The organism is Pseudomonas sp. 37 R 15, assembly GCF_900004865.1.
In the GTDB taxonomy this organism is placed as follows: domain Bacteria; phylum Pseudomonadota; class Gammaproteobacteria; order Pseudomonadales; family Pseudomonadaceae; genus Aquipseudomonas; species Aquipseudomonas fluorescens_AM.
Window position 1 is genome coordinate 344633 of sequence record NZ_CVTV01000056.1, and the last position, 16397, is coordinate 361029.

General features: G+C 59.8%; 15 protein-coding genes. 8 read left to right on the forward strand and 7 right to left on the reverse strand.

Annotated elements, in window-relative coordinates; translation table 11 throughout:
* Positions 1–130 precede the first annotated feature (130 nt).
* The gene (gene galU, locus BFQ04_RS22565) at positions 131–970 is read left to right on the forward strand and encodes a UTP--glucose-1-phosphate uridylyltransferase GalU (protein WP_003173830.1); all 840 of its coding nucleotides are present in this window, start codon (positions 131–133) and stop codon (positions 968–970) included.
* A 106-nt stretch (positions 971–1076) separates the two neighbouring features.
* Entirely contained in the window at positions 1077–2435 is a 1359-nt protein-coding gene (gorA, locus tag BFQ04_RS22570) for a glutathione-disulfide reductase (RefSeq protein ID WP_065952693.1), read from the forward strand.
* Here the strand turns inward: gorA and BFQ04_RS22575 are convergent, their stop codons facing one another.
* Positions 2436–3443 carry a DNA-binding protein gene (locus BFQ04_RS22575; RefSeq protein WP_065952694.1) on the reverse strand — a complete coding sequence of 336 codons (1008 nt, stop codon included), beginning with the start codon at positions 3441–3443 and terminating at the stop codon, positions 2436–2438.
* 171 nt (positions 3444–3614) lie between these two features.
* On the opposite strand from BFQ04_RS22575, the gene BFQ04_RS22580 reads away from it, so the two are divergent.
* From BFQ04_RS22580 to ahpF, 3 genes are all read left to right on the forward strand, one after another.
* Positions 3615–4547 carry a site-specific integrase gene (locus tag BFQ04_RS22580; RefSeq protein ID WP_065952695.1) on the forward strand — a complete coding sequence of 311 codons (933 nt, stop codon included), beginning with the start codon at positions 3615–3617 and terminating at the stop codon, positions 4545–4547.
* A 145-nt stretch (positions 4548–4692) separates the two neighbouring features.
* Complete coding sequence (gene ahpC, locus BFQ04_RS22585) at positions 4693–5256, forward strand: alkyl hydroperoxide reductase subunit C (protein ID WP_065952696.1); 564 nt, start codon at positions 4693–4695, stop codon at positions 5254–5256.
* Between the two features lie 122 nt (positions 5257–5378).
* Positions 5379–6944 (forward strand): alkyl hydroperoxide reductase subunit F, encoded by a 1566-nt coding sequence (gene ahpF, locus BFQ04_RS22590; RefSeq protein WP_065952697.1) that lies wholly within the window; start codon positions 5379–5381, stop codon positions 6942–6944.
* Between the two features lie 51 nt (positions 6945–6995).
* Here ahpF and gloA read toward each other — a convergent pair whose 3' ends face one another.
* Positions 6996–7517 (reverse strand): lactoylglutathione lyase, encoded by a 522-nt coding sequence (gloA, locus tag BFQ04_RS22595; protein WP_065892185.1) that lies wholly within the window; start codon positions 7515–7517, stop codon positions 6996–6998.
* Between the two features lie 179 nt (positions 7518–7696).
* On the opposite strand from gloA, the gene BFQ04_RS22600 reads away from it, so the two are divergent.
* Entirely contained in the window at positions 7697–8230 is a 534-nt protein-coding gene (locus BFQ04_RS22600; protein ID WP_065952732.1) for a DUF4946 domain-containing protein, read from the forward strand.
* Between the two features lie 102 nt (positions 8231–8332).
* Here the strand turns inward: BFQ04_RS22600 and BFQ04_RS22605 are convergent, their stop codons facing one another.
* Together BFQ04_RS22605 and BFQ04_RS22610 are read right to left on the reverse strand one after the other, a co-directional pair.
* Positions 8333–8698, reverse strand: coding sequence for a histone-like nucleoid-structuring protein, MvaT/MvaU family (locus BFQ04_RS22605; RefSeq protein ID WP_065952698.1), 366 nt, complete (start codon positions 8696–8698; stop codon positions 8333–8335).
* Between the two features lie 199 nt (positions 8699–8897).
* The gene (locus BFQ04_RS22610) at positions 8898–10439 is read right to left on the reverse strand and encodes an EAL domain-containing protein (protein ID WP_065952699.1); all 1542 of its coding nucleotides are present in this window, start codon (positions 10437–10439) and stop codon (positions 8898–8900) included.
* Positions 10440–10831: 392 nt separating this feature from the next.
* On the opposite strand from BFQ04_RS22610, the gene hppD reads away from it, so the two are divergent.
* Positions 10832–11908, forward strand: a complete 1077-nt coding sequence (gene hppD, locus BFQ04_RS22615; RefSeq protein WP_065952700.1) for a 4-hydroxyphenylpyruvate dioxygenase — start codon at positions 10832–10834, stop codon at positions 11906–11908.
* Positions 11909–11953: 45 nt separating this feature from the next.
* Here the strand turns inward: hppD and rarD are convergent, their stop codons facing one another.
* From rarD to BFQ04_RS22630, 3 genes are all read right to left on the reverse strand, one after another.
* Positions 11954–12835: an EamA family transporter RarD gene (gene rarD, locus BFQ04_RS22620; protein WP_065952701.1), complete on the reverse strand. Its 882-nt coding sequence runs from the start codon at positions 12833–12835 to the stop codon at positions 11954–11956.
* A gap of 281 nt (positions 12836–13116) precedes the next feature.
* Positions 13117–14127 (reverse strand): aldo/keto reductase, encoded by a 1011-nt coding sequence (locus BFQ04_RS22625; RefSeq protein ID WP_065952702.1) that lies wholly within the window; start codon positions 14125–14127, stop codon positions 13117–13119.
* 81 nt (positions 14128–14208) lie between these two features.
* Entirely contained in the window at positions 14209–15111 is a 903-nt protein-coding gene (locus tag BFQ04_RS22630) for a LysR family transcriptional regulator (protein ID WP_065952703.1), read from the reverse strand.
* A gap of 99 nt (positions 15112–15210) precedes the next feature.
* Here BFQ04_RS22630 and BFQ04_RS22635 point away from each other — a divergent pair, with 99 nt between their 5' ends.
* On the forward strand, positions 15211–15915 hold the full coding sequence (locus BFQ04_RS22635) for an SDR family oxidoreductase (protein ID WP_065952704.1): 705 nt from the start codon (positions 15211–15213) through the stop codon (positions 15913–15915).
* The last annotated feature ends 482 nt before the right edge of the window (positions 15916–16397 follow it).

Below are 16397 nucleotides of genomic sequence, written 5' to 3' on the forward strand. Positions count from 1 at the left end.
TCAGCGGAACTTACGCCGACATTTTTTCTCTATGATGACATCGCGGCGCCAGCAGGACCCATTGTAAGGTGACTGCGGCCTGATTAGACTGCGCCGAATTCCGTACGCACAGCCCTTTGTAAGGACTCATATGATCAAGAAATGCTTGTTCCCGGCAGCCGGTTACGGCACTCGCTTCCTGCCAGCGACCAAAGCCATGCCCAAAGAGATGCTGCCGGTGGTGAACAAGCCACTGATTCAGTACGGCGTCGAAGAGGCACTGGATGCCGGCTTGAATGAAATCTCCATCGTGACCGGCCGTGGTAAGCGCGCACTGGAAGACCACTTCGACATCAGCTATGAGTTGGAAAACCAGATCAAGGGCACCGACAAGGAAAAATACCTGGTCGGTATTCGCAAGCTGCTCGACGAGTGCTCGTTCTCCTACACCCGTCAGACCCAGATGAAAGGCCTTGGCCACGCCATCCTCACCGGTCGCCCGCTGATCGGTGACGAACCGTTCGCCGTGGTACTGGCCGATGACCTGTGCGTGAACCTGGAAGGCGACGGCGTGCTGACCCAGATGGTCAAGCTCTACCAGAAATACCGCTGCACCATCGTCGCGGTAATGGAAGTCAACCCGACGGAAACCAACAAGTACGGCGTGATCGCCGGCGACGACATTGGTGATGGCCTGATCCGCGTGCGTGACATGGTCGAGAAGCCAGCGCCGGAAGATGCACCGTCGAACCTGGCGATCATCGGCCGCTACATCCTCACCCCGGACATCTTCAAGCTGATCGAAGAAACCGAGCCAGGCAAGGGCGGCGAGATCCAGATCACCGACGCCCTGCTCAAGCAGGCCAAAGATGGTTGCGTGATTGCCTACAAATTCAAGGGCCAGCGTTTCGACTGCGGCGGCGCTGAAGGCTACATCGAGGCGACCAACTTCTGCTACGAGCACTTCTACAAGACTGGCAAGGCGTACTGATTTCACCCTTGCTGATCTGTTTCAAGTGAAAGCCACCTTCGGGTGGCTTTTTCGTTTTTCAGCCCCATGTAAGTCGGTATGCTGGTGTCCTGCCGAGGAGAATGAAATGGCCTACGATTTTGACCTGTATGTAATTGGCGCCGGTTCCGGCGGTGTTCGCGCGGCGCGCTTTGCCGCAGGCTTTGGCGCCAGGGTGGCCGTGGCGGAAAGCCGCTACCTGGGCGGTACCTGTGTAAATGTCGGTTGCGTGCCGAAAAAACTGTTGGTGTACGGCGCGCATTTTGCCGAAGACTTCGAACAGGCCAGCGGTTTCGGCTGGTCGTTGGGCGAGGCGAACTTTGACTGGGCGACCCTGATCGCCAACAAAGACCGCGAGATCAACCGTCTCAACGGCATCTATCGCAACCTGCTGGTCAACAGCGGCGTGACCCTGCACGAAGGGCATGCGCGCCTGGTTGATCCCCATCAAGTGGAAATCAATGGTGAGCGCTTCACTGCCAAACATGTCCTTATCGCCACGGGCGGCTGGCCGCAGATCCCGGACATTCCGGGTCGCGAACACGCCATCGGCTCCAACGAAGCGTTCTTTCTCAAAGAGCTGCCAAAGCGCGTGCTGGTGGTAGGCGGTGGCTATATCGCGGTGGAATTCGCGGGCATTTTCCACGGCTTGGGCGCGCAGACTTCGTTGCTGTATCGCGGCGACCTGTTCCTGCGCGGCTTCGATGGCGCGGTGCGCAAGCACTTGCAGGAAGAGTTGACCAAGCGCGGCCTGGACCTGCAATTCAATGCCGACATCGAGCGCATCGACAAGCAAGCCGATGGCAGCCTCAAGGCCACCTTGAAAGACGGTCGGGTGTTGGAAGCCGACTGCGTGTTCTACGCTACCGGCCGACGTCCGATGCTGGACAACCTGGGGTTGGAAAATACCGGCGTCACCCTCGATGAGCGTGGCTTCGTCAACGTGGACGAGTTGTATCAAACCACCGAGCCGTCAATCCTGGCCATTGGCGATGTGATCGGCCGCGTACAATTGACCCCGGTCGCCCTGGCCGAAGGCATGGCTGTGGCACGTCGCCTGTTCAAACCCGAGCACTACCGTCCGGTGGATTACGCGATGATCCCGACGGCGGTGTTCAGCCTGCCGAATATCGGTACGGTGGGCCTTACGGAAGAGGAGGCGAAGAAGAACGGCCATAAGGTGCAGATCTTCGAGAGCCGTTTCCGGCCCATGAAGCTGACCCTGACGGACTGCCAGGAAAAGACCCTGATGAAGCTGGTGGTCGACGCCGACACCGACAAAGTGCTGGGCTGCCACATGGTCGGGCCCGATGCCGGCGAAATCGTGCAGGGCCTGGCGATCGCGCTCAAGGCGGGCGCGACCAAACAGCATTTCGACGAAACCATTGGCGTGCACCCGACGGCGGCGGAAGAGTTCGTCACCATGCGCACGCCTGTGGCGGACTGATCAGGTTTCGCTGGTTGCCTCTGGCGTCGTTGCAACGACGGCGGCCAGACGCAACGCTTCAATGTTGGCCTGGGCCTTGAGCAGGTCCAGCTCCAGCGCCTTGTTGACCTGCTGATGTTCAGTCAGCGCTGCCTGGCGTGACTGGCTTTCCTGCAGTGCAACCCGCAAGCGCTCCTGGAGCAGCGTGCGCTCGCTGTCGACCTGGCTGATTTTCTCGTTCAACTCCAGTTGCACGGCCTGGTCCTTGCGCAGTTGCTCCTGCAGTGCGTTCAGCTCCCGCGCGGTCACCCGGTGCTCGATCAACACGCGTTCGTTGTCTCGATGCAATTGGGTGATTTCGTCCTGACGCACCAGTGCACTCTGCTGCGCCTGGCGCAGCTCGGCTTGTACCTGCTGCAACTGACCCTCATGACGACGCTGCTCCTGCTCACGCTGCTCCTTGACCGCATTGCGGTAATGCTCAAGGGCATCGCGGGCGTGCAGGTGCTTGTCCTCCAGTGAGCGAATCTGCTCGTCCTTGTCCTTGATCCTCAGTTCGTAATCGCTGCACGCCTGGCTAAGCCCGGCGTTGCGCGTCTGCTCGGTCTGCAGGCTGGTGCTGGCAGTTTGCAGGGCGGCGCTTTCCTCGGCGAGGGCGGCGGCCTGGATATCGAACTGCTGTTGCAACTGGTCATGGGCCTCCTGCAGCGCTTGAAGCTGAGTGAGCAGGGCGCTTTTGTGCTGTTCAAACTGCGCCAGGGCGAGGTCGATGGGCTCTTGGGCCTTCTCTTTCAGGCGCTGGGCGAGCCGTGCCACCAATTCCCCAAGCTCGTCATCAATCGGGGCTTGGGTGATGGTCTGGCGGGTCTCGCTTTCGTCGAGTTCCTTCAGATAGCGATGAATGGTGGTTTTCGAGCCGGTATTGCCCATCTCGATGCGCACGGCGTCGATGCTGGGGTTTTCGCCACGGGCGAGGATTGCCAGGCGTGCCGTCTGAACTACTGCTTTATTTATGCCGCCGCGAGCCATGGGGTCTCCGTCGATTTCGTACTGTGGTACAGGGTATGTATTTACATACTCTATCACATTTAAAAAACACATTAAATTCATGAATTAACAGATGGGATATTGGCGTATTATCCCGTGTCACCAGCATTTTTAACGCCGAACCGGGCGTTAGCAGTACGAATAGGCCCTGCCATGAGTGATCTTGATCGTTACCTCAACGCCGCGACCCGTGACAACACGCGCCGTAGCTACCGCGCGGCCATCGAACATTTCGAGGTCAGTTGGGGCGGATTCCTGCCCGCCACCAGCGACAGCGTGGCGCGCTATCTGGTCGCGTATGCGGGCGTGCTGGCCGTCAACACCCTGAAGTTGCGCCTCTCGGCACTGGCGCAGTGGCACACCAGCCAGGGGTTTGCCGACCCGACCAAGGCGCCGGTGGTGCGCAAGGTGCTCAAGGGCATCCGCGCCGTGCACCCTGCGCGCGAGCGCCAAGCCGAGCCGTTGCAGCTCAAGCATCTGGAGCAGGTGGTGGCGTCGCTTGAGCTTGAAGCGAGGGAGGCCAGCGACAATCAGGACCGGCCCGCGTGGCTACGCGCCAAACGCGACACGGCGCTGATCCTGCTGGGGTTCTGGCGTGGCTTTCGCAGCGATGAGCTGTGTCGCTTGAGCATAGAGCATGTCCAGGCGGTGCCTGGGGCCGGCATCAGCCTGTACTTGCCGCGCAGCAAAAGTGACCGCGACAACCTCGGCAAGACTTACCAAACCCCCGCATTGCTGCGCTTGTGCCCGGTACAGGCCTACAGCGAATGGCTCAGCGCCTCGGCACTGGTGCGCGGCCCGGTGTTTCGCGGGATCGATCGCTGGGGCAACCTGGGGGAGGAGGGGCTGCACCCCAACAGCGTGATTCCATTACTGCGCCAGGCGCTTGCGCGCGCGGGCATCCCGGCCGAGCAATACACCAGCCACTCCCTGCGACGCGGCTTCGCTACCTGGGCCCATCGCAGCGGCTGGGATCTGAAGTCGTTGATGAGTTATGTCGGTTGGAGCGACATGAAATCGGCCATGCGCTATGTTGAAGCGACGCCCTTTCTCGGCATGACGCTGGCGACCCAACCGCTGTTATGAGATTTCTTCTATTAATACAGTCATCTGATAGAGAAACCCAATCGTCAGCATCAGGTTTGCCAATGAGCCATCGTCACCAAGAGTGGGTAGGATTCACCCCATCAACTTGTTAACCCTTTCTACAAACCCTGACGGAGAGTCAACGATGCCTATCATCAACAGCCACGTAAAACCGTTTAAAGCCACCGCTTTCAAAAACGGCAGCTTCCTCGATGTGACCGACGCTGACCTGAAAGGCAAGTGGTCTGTGGTGTTCTTCTACCCAGCCGACTTCACCTTCGTTTGCCCAACCGAACTGGAAGACCTGGCTGACAACTACGCCGAATTCCAGAAACTGGGCGTAGAAATCTACAGCGTGTCCACCGATACCCACTTTGCCCACGCTGCCTGGCACAACACTTCGCCAGCCATCGGCAAGATCCAGTACACCATGATTGGCGACCCGACCCTGACCATCTCGCGCAACTTCGACGTGCTGATCGAAGAAGCCGGCCTGGCGGACCGCGGTACTTTCGTGATCAACCCGGAAGGCCAGATCAAGATCGTTGAACTGAACGACGGTGGTGTTGGCCGTGACGCTTCGGAGCTGCTGCGCAAGATCAAGGCTGCCCAGTACGTTGCCGCTCACCCGGGCGAAGTGTGCCCAGCCAAGTGGAAAGAAGGCGAGGCCACCCTGGCTCCGTCCCTGGACCTGGTCGGCAAGATCTAAGTCTGTGAAGTCCCAAGGGCGGGTATCCGCACCTACCCAGTAAGCTGCAACCGCCCTCAAAAACGCCCGGGCGAGATTCGCTCGGGCGTTTTTTTTACCCAGAATTAAAGGAAATCGCCCGTATGTTGGACGCCAATCTTAAAGCTCAGTTGAAGTCATACCTGGAGCGGGTTACCCAGCCGATCGAGATCGTCGCTTCCCTCGATGACGGCGCGAAATCCGAGGAAATGCTCGCTCTTTTGCAGGACGTAGCCAGCCTCTCCACGCTGATTACCCTGTACACCGATGGCAATGATGCGCGCAAGCCGTCGTTCTCCATCAACCGCCCGGGTGCCGAGATCAGCCTGCGTTTCGCCGGCATCCCCATGGGCCATGAATTCACGTCCTTGGTACTGGCCCTGCTGCAAGTCGGTGGCCACCCATCCAAGGCCAGTGTCGAAGTGATTGAACAGATCCGTGCCTTGAAAGGGGAGTTCAGCTTCGAGACGTACTTTTCGCTGTCTTGCCAGAACTGCCCGGACGTGGTCCAGGCGCTGAACCTGATGGCCGTGCTCAACCCCAATATCCGCCACGTGGCTATCGACGGCGCGCTGTTCCAGGCTGAAGTCGATGAGCGTCAGATCATGGCGGTGCCCAGTGTCTACCTTAACGGTGTGAACTTCGGCCAGGGCCGCATGGGCCTGGAGGAAATCCTCGCCAAGCTCGACACCAGTGGTATCGAAAAAGCCGCCGAGAAAATCAGCGCCAAAGAGGCCTTTGATGTATTGGTTGTCGGCGGTGGCCCAGCGGGTTCATCGGCGGCGATCTATGCGGCACGTAAAGGCATTCGTACCGGTGTGGCCGCCGAGCGTTTTGGTGGCCAGGTACTGGACACCATGTCCATCGAGAACTTTATCTCGGTACAGGAAACCGAAGGCCCCAAACTGGCCAGCGCCCTGGAAGCCCATGTGCGTCAGTACGATGTGGACATCATGAACCTGCAGCGTGCCAGCAGCCTGGTGCCGGCGAAAAACGCCGGCGAGTTGCACGAAATCCGCTTCGAAAGCGGTGCGACGCTCAAGTCCAGAACCGTGATTCTGGCCACCGGTGCACGCTGGCGTGAAATGGGCGTGCCGGGCGAGCAGCAATACAAGGCCAAGGGCGTGTGCTTCTGCCCGCATTGCGATGGTCCGTTGTTCAAGGGCAAGCGCGTGGCGGTGATTGGTGGCGGTAACTCAGGCGTCGAAGCCGCCATCGACCTGGCCGGTATTGTCAGCCACGTCACGTTGCTGGAGTTCGACAGCAAGCTGCGCGCTGACGCTGTGTTGCAGCGCAAGCTGTACAGCCTGCCGAACGTTGATGTGATTACCAGCGCATTGACCAGTGAAGTCAAAGGCGATGGCCAGAAAGTCACCGGTCTTGCCTACAAGGATCGCGACAGCGGCGAGTTCAAGACCCTCGACCTGGAAGGCATCTTTGTGCAAATCGGTTTGCTGCCCAACACCGACTGGCTCAAAGGCACGGTGGAGCTGACGCCACGCGGCGAGATCATCGTCGATGCGCGTGGCGAGACCTCATTGCCGGGTGTATTCGCCGCCGGTGACGTGACGACTGTGCCGTACAAGCAGATCGTGATTGCCGTGGGCGAGGGCGCCAAGGCGTCCCTGAGTGCTTTCGACCACCTGATCCGCACGTCCGCGCCTGCGTAAAATCCGCCGCGCAAATGAAAAACCCCATGAGTGATCATGGGGTTTTTTGGTTTACATCGGTGCTGGCTGAATGATTTCAACCCAGTACGCGTCCGGGTCCTTGATGAAAGCCAGGCTTTTCATGCGGCCATCGCTCAGGCGCTTCTGGAAATCGCAGCCCAGGGCTTCGAAGCGTTCGCACGCCGCGACGATGTCCGGTACCGAGATGCAAATGTGGCCAAAGCCACGGGGGTCGGTGTTGCCGTTGTGGTAGGCGAAGTCGGCATCGTTTTCGGTACCGTGGTTGTGGGTCAGTTCCAGAATGCCAGGGATCGACTTCATCCACTGCGTACGCTCAGCCGCGTCAGCCGGGATCTGTGCCTTGTCCACCAGGGCGAGGAAATACAGGCTGAATTCGGCTTCCGGGAAATCGCGTTTTTCAACCAGGGAAAAACCCAGTACGCGGGTGTAGAAATCCAGCGACTTGGTGATGTCCTTGACCCGCAGCATGGTGTGGTTGAACACGAAGTTCGCGGTGGCGGTATCAGGTTGGGCAGTGACGCCGGGGAAAGTGTTCAGTTCGTGCAGGCTCATGGGCCCTCCAGAAAAAAATGGGGCAAAGCGGTCCCTTGGCTTGCGGCAAGCATCCGTGCAGCCGGGCCATGATACGCAAGGCCTGCCGGTCACGCCAAATGAAAAAGCTGACGCAGCCCTTGCGAGCTGTGGGTCTGGGGCCGCAAACTTTGGTGCTGGAACCCTGGATGCTTTTTGCAATGATCGAGTTTCGTAAACCGCTGTTGAGTACCTTGTGTCTATTGCTGGCGAGCCCGCTCGCAGGGGCGGCCGACCCCGAGATCCATTGGCCCAGCGGCTGGCAGGTGGAGGAAGTGGAACCCGACGCCGCCGTCGGGAAGAGCCCGGCCGTGACGCGACAGCGTGCGATAAAGAATGACGAAAATGGCCAGACCTTGATGGTGATGGAGTTGACCGGTACGCCACTTGAGGCCGGACACCAGGTTAATCTTCAAGGCGTCTTGCTGGAGATGCGTAAGTCCATTCAAAAGGATTTTGCCCAGGGCGGTTATCAAAGCGTGTGCACCAAACTGCACGCCGCTACATTGAGCCGCCTTGATGCGCTGGAAACTACCTGTGTGATTACCGAGAACGGTCGCCATGTGCTATCGCAGACACTAGTGGGCGCGGTGGATACGGAAAAAGCCTACGTGTTTTCATATGCGGGCCAGGCGCAAGCGTACGAGACCAGTGGGGATGAAGTCCGTTCAGTGCGTGACAGCCTCAAACTTTGAATGGCTGTATGTGAAAGAATGTGAACTTTAATTTAAGTTCGCTTGCGAACCTGAAAACGAAAAAGCCCCGCCTGAGCGGGGCTTTCCATTAATGCCAGTCAATCAACCGCGAAGCCAGGAATCTACAGTGGCTGCGCCGTGCTCTTCCTTCCAGGCTTTCAGGCCACGATGGTTGCCGCCTTTGGTCTCGATCAGCTCACCGGTGTGCGGGTTCTGGTAGACCTTGACCACGCGGGCGCGGCGCTGTTTCGGCGCGGCGGCAGGTGTGGCGCCGCGTTTGGCCGGGTTTGGATCAAGGATGGAGATCACGTCGCGCAGGCTCTTGTCGTAGCTGCCCATCAGTTTTTTAAGCTTTTCTTCAAATTCGATTTCTTTCTTCAGCCCGGCGTCGTTCTTCAGGGATTCCAGCTGGGCAAGCTGCTCTTGAAGGGCTCTTTCTGCTGCGCGAAATTCGGCGAGTCTGGACAAAATCTGTACTCCAATAGTGTAGTTAGCTGATATCTACTGCGAAGAAAGCCTTAAGCCAAGAGGGTTAAGCTAACTCAAACGAAAACACCTGACTGTGAGTGTATCGCCGGCAAGAAAAATTGTAGTAGTTAATCCACGTCGAGTAAATCATGTCTTTTGTCTAAATAATATGCTGGCCGGGAAGGTAGTCGGTGACTGTTCACTGACGGGTTACCGACTTAATGAATTCATCGCCGGGTAATGGACGGCCAAACAGGTAGCCTTGCAGAAAGTCCACGCCTTTGGCGACAAGGTAATCACACTGTTGCGCTGTTTCCACGCCCTCGGCCACGATGCCCAGGTCGAGCTTGGCGGACAGTTCTATAATGCTGTCCAGAATATGCCGTGAGAGGGCATCCGCCCCGATCATGGCGACAAAGCTTTGATCGATCTTCAAGTAGTCCACATTGAAGTGGCGCAAATAGCCCAGGCTGGAATGCCCGGTGCCGAAGTCGTCTATGGCGATCATCACGCCCAGCTGGTGCAGCGCGTCGAACAAGCGCCGTGTGATGTCAGTGGGCTCGATCAACTCACGCTCGGTCAATTCCAGTACCAGGGTTATCTGGCCGGGCGGGAAGGCCGCAAGGAACGCTCGGCAGTCGTCCACCAGCTCCAGGTCCTGGCAATGACGCGCGGTGATGTTCACGCCAATATGAAACCCCGGGCTGAAGCGCTCGGCATGCGGTGCCAATTGCGCGGCAGTCTGGCGCAGCAGGGCGCGCGTCATGGGCACAATCAGTCCGGAGTGCTCGGCCAGGGGAATGAACAGGTCCGGTCGCACCAGGCCCTCTTTAGGGTGTTGCCAGCGCATCAGCACTTCGCAGCCGGCCCATTGGCGCGTGTCGCCGCGCACCACCGGCTGGAAATACGGAATGAATTCGTTGGCGAGCAGGGCTCGTTGCAACTCGTGGGTGGGCGCTGAAGAGCGCTTTTGCAGCCAGTGGGCAAGGATGCCGGCCAGTACACCAAAAAACACCACCAGGCTGAACACGGCCGGATAGCGCGCCTGCATGTAACGCCAGACCTCACCCTCGGGCATGCCTACATCGACGCTGTACTGATAGCGGCTGGAGGCCAGGAAATGAGGGGCTATGGCAAATTCCGGCGACGCGTCGGTATGGACCTTGCCGTCGGCATCCAGCCAGTTGGGGCCCACCTTTAACACCAGGGAAGCGTAGCGGCTGATCAGGCGCAGGGCATTGGTGAGGTGGTAACCGTCAATCGAGGCAAACGCGCCTTGATCGGCGTCGACCAAGCGGTACACCAGCAGTGCGGTATCCGGCGTGACCGGGTTGCCGTTCATCAACCACAAACGCCCACCAACGTAGTCGTCCGGATTGACCGGCGACTCATACCTGCTGCCGAACAATGAACTGCAATAGATGTTTTTCTGCCAGGACAAGGTGGTGGCGCGCACGAACGGTCGGCGCGTGACCTGCTCACGCAGTGCCAGCTTCACGGCGTTGTCACACGGCAAGCCGGCCAGTGGCAACAAGGCCTGGGCCGCGAGTGCGGTGTTGTCGAGCATCAAGTCGAGCTGGCGCACCGCTTCCCGGGCCGTTTGCGCGGTGCTTTGCTCAAGCGTGCGTTCGGCTTGCCAATAAAGAATCACGACCCCCAATAAAACGGGGAGCAGGCCGCAGACGGTGCTCAGCACATAACGCGCAACTCGGCTTCGTGGGCCTTGGGAGGTAAGGGGCATAGAGGAGCGGCCGTGCAGAAAAGAAGAGGACTATGCCGATGATAGATGGCATTCCCATCAGGCGCTCAGTAAAACATTGCGCGCCTGCCTGGGTGACAAACCCCTTGCACGCGGCAGGGCGATGGGGATTTGATACGAGCACGGGCAAATAGAGCTCGGACAAATAGTGTTACGCTGTGTAGAATCGATTTACGCATACAACAATATGGACTTGCGCTCACGCAAGCCTCGCCGTCAGAGACTGATGACACCATGAAGCAACTCGGTTCTCCCCTCATCTTTGGTGACTTCCTCGCCCGCAGTGTGCGAGGACTCTCCTGTGCGCCACCCGCTGACCTCATCCTTGCCCGCCAATAACGATTCGTTACCCCAAGCATGATGAGGCACCCGACATGACCGACCAATACGAAAACCCGATGGGCCTGATGGGCTTTGAATTCATTGAGTTCGCATCGCCGACCCCGGGCATCCTGGAGCCGATCTTCGAGATCATGGGCTTCACCAAGGTGGCAACCCACCGCTCCAAAGACGTGCACCTGTATCGCCAGGGCGAGATCAACCTGATCCTCAATAACGAGCCGAACAGTCTGGCCTCGTACTTCGCCGCCGAACACGGCCCGTCCGTGTGCGGCATGGCGTTTCGGGTGAAGAACTCGCAGCAGGCCTACAAGCGCGCCCTGGAACTGGGGGCGCAGCCGATTCATATCGAAACCGGTCCGATGGAACTGAACCTGCCGGCGATCAAAGGCATTGGCGGCGCGCCGCTGTACCTGATCGACCGGTTTGGCGAGGGCAGCTCGCTCTATGACATCGACTTCGTCTACCTCGAAGGCGTAGACCGCAACCCGCAAGGCGCCGGCCTCAAGGTCATCGATCACCTGACCCACAACGTCTACCGTGGCCGCATGGTCTACTGGGCCAATTTCTACGAGAAACTGTTCAACTTCCGTGAAGCGCGCTATTTCGACATCAAGGGCGAGTACACCGGCCTGACTTCCAAGGCCATGAGCGCGCCGGACGGCATGATCCGCATCCCGTTGAACGAAGAATCGTCCAAGGGCGCGGGCCAGATCGAAGAGTTCCTGATGCAGTTCAACGGCGAGGGCATCCAGCATGTGGCATTCCTCACCGATGACCTGGTCACGACCTGGGACGCGTTGAAGAAGATCGGCATGCGCTTCATGACCGCGCCGCCGGACACTTACTACGAAATGCTCGAAGGCCGCCTGCCCAACCACGGCGAACCGGTGGACCAGCTGCAGGCCCGCGGCATTTTGCTCGACGGCTCGTCGATCGAAGGTGACAAGCGCTTGTTGCTGCAGATTTTCTCGGAAACCCTGATGGGGCCGGTGTTCTTCGAGTTCATTCAACGCAAAGGCGATGATGGTTTCGGCGAAGGCAACTTCAAGGCGTTGTTCGAGTCGATCGAGCGCGATCAGGTACGTCGCGGTGTATTGACCGCCGACTAGGCAAAACAAAGCCCGGCTTCGGCCGGGCTTCCTTTTGCCTGGGATTCAGGCCCTGCGCTGACGCACCAGATGCTTGAACCCTTCATACACCAGCACCATCACCGCCAGCCAGATCGGGATATAGGTCAGCCATTGCCCGCCCTTGATGCCTTCACCCAACAGTAGCGCCACTGCGAGCAACAACACCGGCTCCACATAACTGAGCAGGCCGAACAGGCTGAATGCCAGCAACCGGCTGGCGATGATATAGCTCACCAGCGCCGACGCACTGATCAAGCCCAGCATGGGAATCAATGCGTACAACTTCGGCTGCGCATCCAGTACCGCGAAGCCCTGCTCGCCGCTTTGCACAAACCACCAGGCCACCGGCAACATCAGCGCCATGTCCAGCCACAGGCCTCCCAGATGGTCGGTGCCCAGGTATTTGCGCACCACGAAGTACACCGGGTAACCAATGATCACCACCAGCGTCGCCCAGGAAAAACCACCGGCCTGATACAACTCGTTGAGCACGCCCAGCGTGGCAAACACCACGGCGATCTGCTGCAAGCGCGACAATTGCTCGCCGTAGACCAGGCGTCCGGTCAGCACCATGGTCAGCGGCAACAGGAAATAACCCACCGACACGTCCAGGCTGCGCCCATTCAGCGGCGCCCACATGAACAGCCATAACTGCACGCCGAGCAGCGCGGACGACACCAGCACGCCGCCGATCAAGCGTGGCCTTTGCGCCAGCATCCGCAGCAACTCCCACACCCGCCGCCATTCGCCGCTGACCAGCATGAACAGGGTCATGCAGGGCACGGTCAGCAGCATGCGCCAACCGAAAATTTCCAAACCACTCAACGGTGTAAGCAGCGACGTAAAGTAATACATCACGGCAAACAACACCGAGGCCGATACCGATAACACAACACCTTTAGACACGCAGTCCTCGCGAAAGCCGATTTGAGATATTCAGGAACAACAGGGAGGGAGATTATGGTGCTTTTGAGCGTAAAGATGCGCTGTTTTGGGGCCTGAGGCGGAAAAAGGCTGAAAATGGTCGTTTTATAGCAATGACGTTCGCCGCTGTGGCCCCCGGGGAGGCTGTGAAGATGGCATTGCCGTCGATATCTTCATTGCCTGACCTACCGCTGTCGCGGCCTCGCCGAGGCTCGAGCGCTCCCACAGGAGGAACGGCGAGCCCGCGTATTTCGAGGGGGCGCTTACGAGCGTACCGTGCGACCCGAGACAAAGTGGCTCACATCATTGAACCCCGCTGTGGACGAGTGCCCCGGCGTCACCAGCGAATCGATGAATGCCTCATCTGCCGCGCTGATCGTCACTTCGAGTGCGCCGGTGTAAGCATCCCACTGCGCCTCGGTGCGCGGGCCGACAATCGCCGAGCTCACCGCCACGCTATTCAATACCCAGGCAATCGCAAACTCGACCATGCCCACCCCACGCCCCTGGGTGTATTGCTGGATCTGCTGGGCGATGCGCAGCGATTCCACGCGCCATTCGGTTTCCAGAATGCGTTTGTCCTGGCGTGCAGCGCGGCTGCCAGGCTCAGGTGTCAGGTCCGGCGCGTACTTGCCGCTGAGCACCCCACGCGCCAGCGGGCTGTACGGCACCACGCCCAGGCCATAGGCCGCCGCGGCGGTGATCTGCTCGACTTCGGCCTGGCGATTGACGATGTTGTACAACGGCTGGCTGATGATCGGCCGGTCAACGCCCAGGCGCTCGGCCACGCGTATGACCTCGGCAATACGCCAGCCGCGATAGTTGGACAACCCCCAGTAGCGAACTTTGCCCTGGCGAATAAGATCGCCGATCGCTGATACCGTGACCTCCAGCGGTGTGTCGTGGTCCTCGCGGTGCAGGTAGTAGATGTCCAGGTAGTCGGTGTCCAGGCGGCCCAGACTGGCCTCCAGCGCGTTGAACATACGCTTGCGGCTCAGCCCGCTGCGGTTGGGCATGCCATCTGCCGGGCCGAACCCGACCTTGGACGCCACCACCCAGTCCTGACGGTTGCGCGCGATGGCCTCGCCGACGATCTCTTCGGAGCGCCCGCCGGTGTAGACGTCGGCGGTATCGATAAAGTTGATGCCTTGATCCCAGGCCTTATCGATGATGCGCAGCGAGTCTTCCGTGCTGGTCTGTTCGCCAAACATCATGGTACCCAGCGTCAGTGCGCTGACCTTCAATCCGGACTGGCCCAATGTGCGGTAAATCATGCAAAGTTCCTCAAAGCAGGCAAACGTGTGTCATGCAATACCAGACACGAGCCCTCTGGAACAAGCCCTGAGCGTGTTTCTTCATGCACTCAGCAACGCCTGGCAGCGCTCCTGTAAAAAACGCTGCAGCGCTTTCACCCGTTCCGAGACCTGCAGGCGATGGGGGCACATCAGGTTGAACGGCGCCGGTTCGCCTTGCCACCCATCGAACAATGCCACCAGCCGGCCGGCGGCCAGGTCGCCCACCACATCGAGTCGAGCTTTGTAGGCGATGCCGTGCCCGGCCAGAGCCCAACGGCGCACGATTTCGCCGTCGTTGCTGAGATAGTCGCCGCTGACCTCGACCTCTTCAACCTGCGCGCCCTGGCGAAAGCGCCAGTTCTGGCTGACTTGGCCCTGGCGCATGTACCGCAACGCACTGTGCCCTGACAACTGCACTGGATGCAGCGGTGTGCCGTGGCGCGCCAGGTAGGCCGGGCTGGCACAGGCAACGCGGTGGTGGTCGGGGGCGATCGGCAGGGCGACCAGGCTGGAGTCCTGGGGCACGCCAAAGCGCAGGGCAATGTCGACCGTCTCCCGAAACAGATCGGCGTTGCTGTCGTTGAGCATCAGTTGCAGGCGGATGTGCGGGTGTTCGGCCTTGAATGCATCCAGCCAGCCCAGCACCACGTTGCGCCCGAAATCCGACGGGGCCGCCACTTGCAGCAATCCGGTCAGGCCCTGGCTTTGCTGCTTGAGCGCCTGTTCGCCCTCATTCAATGCCGCCAGCGCAACGCGCACGCTGTCCAGGTAGCGCCGGCCTTCCTCCGTCAGCCGCATGCTGCGCGTGGACCGGGCGAATAAGCGCAGGCCCAGGCGGGTTTCCAGGCGCTTGAGGGCGATACTCGCCGCCGCCGGGGTCAAGCCAAGCCCGCGTGCAGCCGCGGACAGGCTGCCTGAATCGGCGGTGCGCACGAACACTTCAAGATCCAGGATCGAGCTCATTTGTAAAATTCCTTTAAAGATCTTGTCGTTTTACCGGGATTTTTCTTCGATTACCAAGCGTGGAAGATGAACGCTCACTTCTCAACCCGGGCTTTTTCCATGACGACGTCTCTCGGCGGTACAACCATTATCGTGATCGGCGGTAGCAGCGGTATCGGCGCAGCCGTCGCCACAGCGGCTGCCGAGCGCGGTGCAACCGTGGTGGTGGCGGGGCGCCGCCTGACCTCGGCGGTGCACAACGGCATGCGCAGCGAGCCGGTGGATGTCAGCGACAGCGCCTCGTTGCAACGCCTGTTCGAAAGCGTGGGGCGCTTTGATCATCTGGTCTACACCAGCGGCCCATCGGTCAATGCCAAGACCCTGGCCGACACCGACCTGGACGAAGCCCAAGGCAATTTCAATGTAAAACTGTGGGGAGCCTTGCGTGCGGTTCAACAGGCATTGCCGTTTCTGCATGAGCACGGCAGCATCAGCCTGACCTCCGGGCAGTTGGGACGCAAGTTGGTGTCGGGACAGTTCATCAAGACCGGTATCAACGCCGCGACCGAAGCGCTGGGCAAGCAGTTGGCCAAGGAGCTGGCGCCGCGCCGTGTCAACGTGATCAGCCCCGGCGTGATTGACACACCGGCGTACGCCGGGCTTGGGGACGAGCAGCGTCTGGCGATGTTTGCCAAGGCCGGCGGGGCCTTGCCGGTGGGGCGAGTCGGGCAGGCGCAGGAAGTGGCGGCGGGGTATGTGCTGGCGATGGAGAACGGCTTTATGACCGGCGCCGTGATCGATGTCGACGGCGGCGGCCTGTTGTAACAGCGCTTCCACATGGGCATAGGTATCTACACAACTTTGGTATGACGCCGACATGTGGCGAGGAAGCTGGCTCCCGTGGCGGTCGGACGGACTATCGCTATCTGACTGATGCACCGCAATCCAAATGTGGGAGGGGGCTTGCTCCCGATGGCGGCCTCCCAGCCGACAGCTACCCAACTGACACGCCTCGGTTCAATGTGGGAGGGGGCTTGCCCCCGATGGCGGTCTCCCAACCGACAGCTACCCACTGACACGCCTCGGTTCAATGTAGGAGGGGGCTTGCCCCCGATGGCGGTCTCCCAGCCGACAGCTACCCAACTGACACGCCTCGGCCCAATGTGGGAGGGGGCTTGCTCCCGATGGCGGTCTCCCAACCGACAGCTACCCAACTGACACGCCTCGGTTCAATGTGGGAGGGGGCTTGCCCCCGATGGCGGCCTCCGGGCCGACCAGGATGCTGGATCAGACCGAGTACATATCCG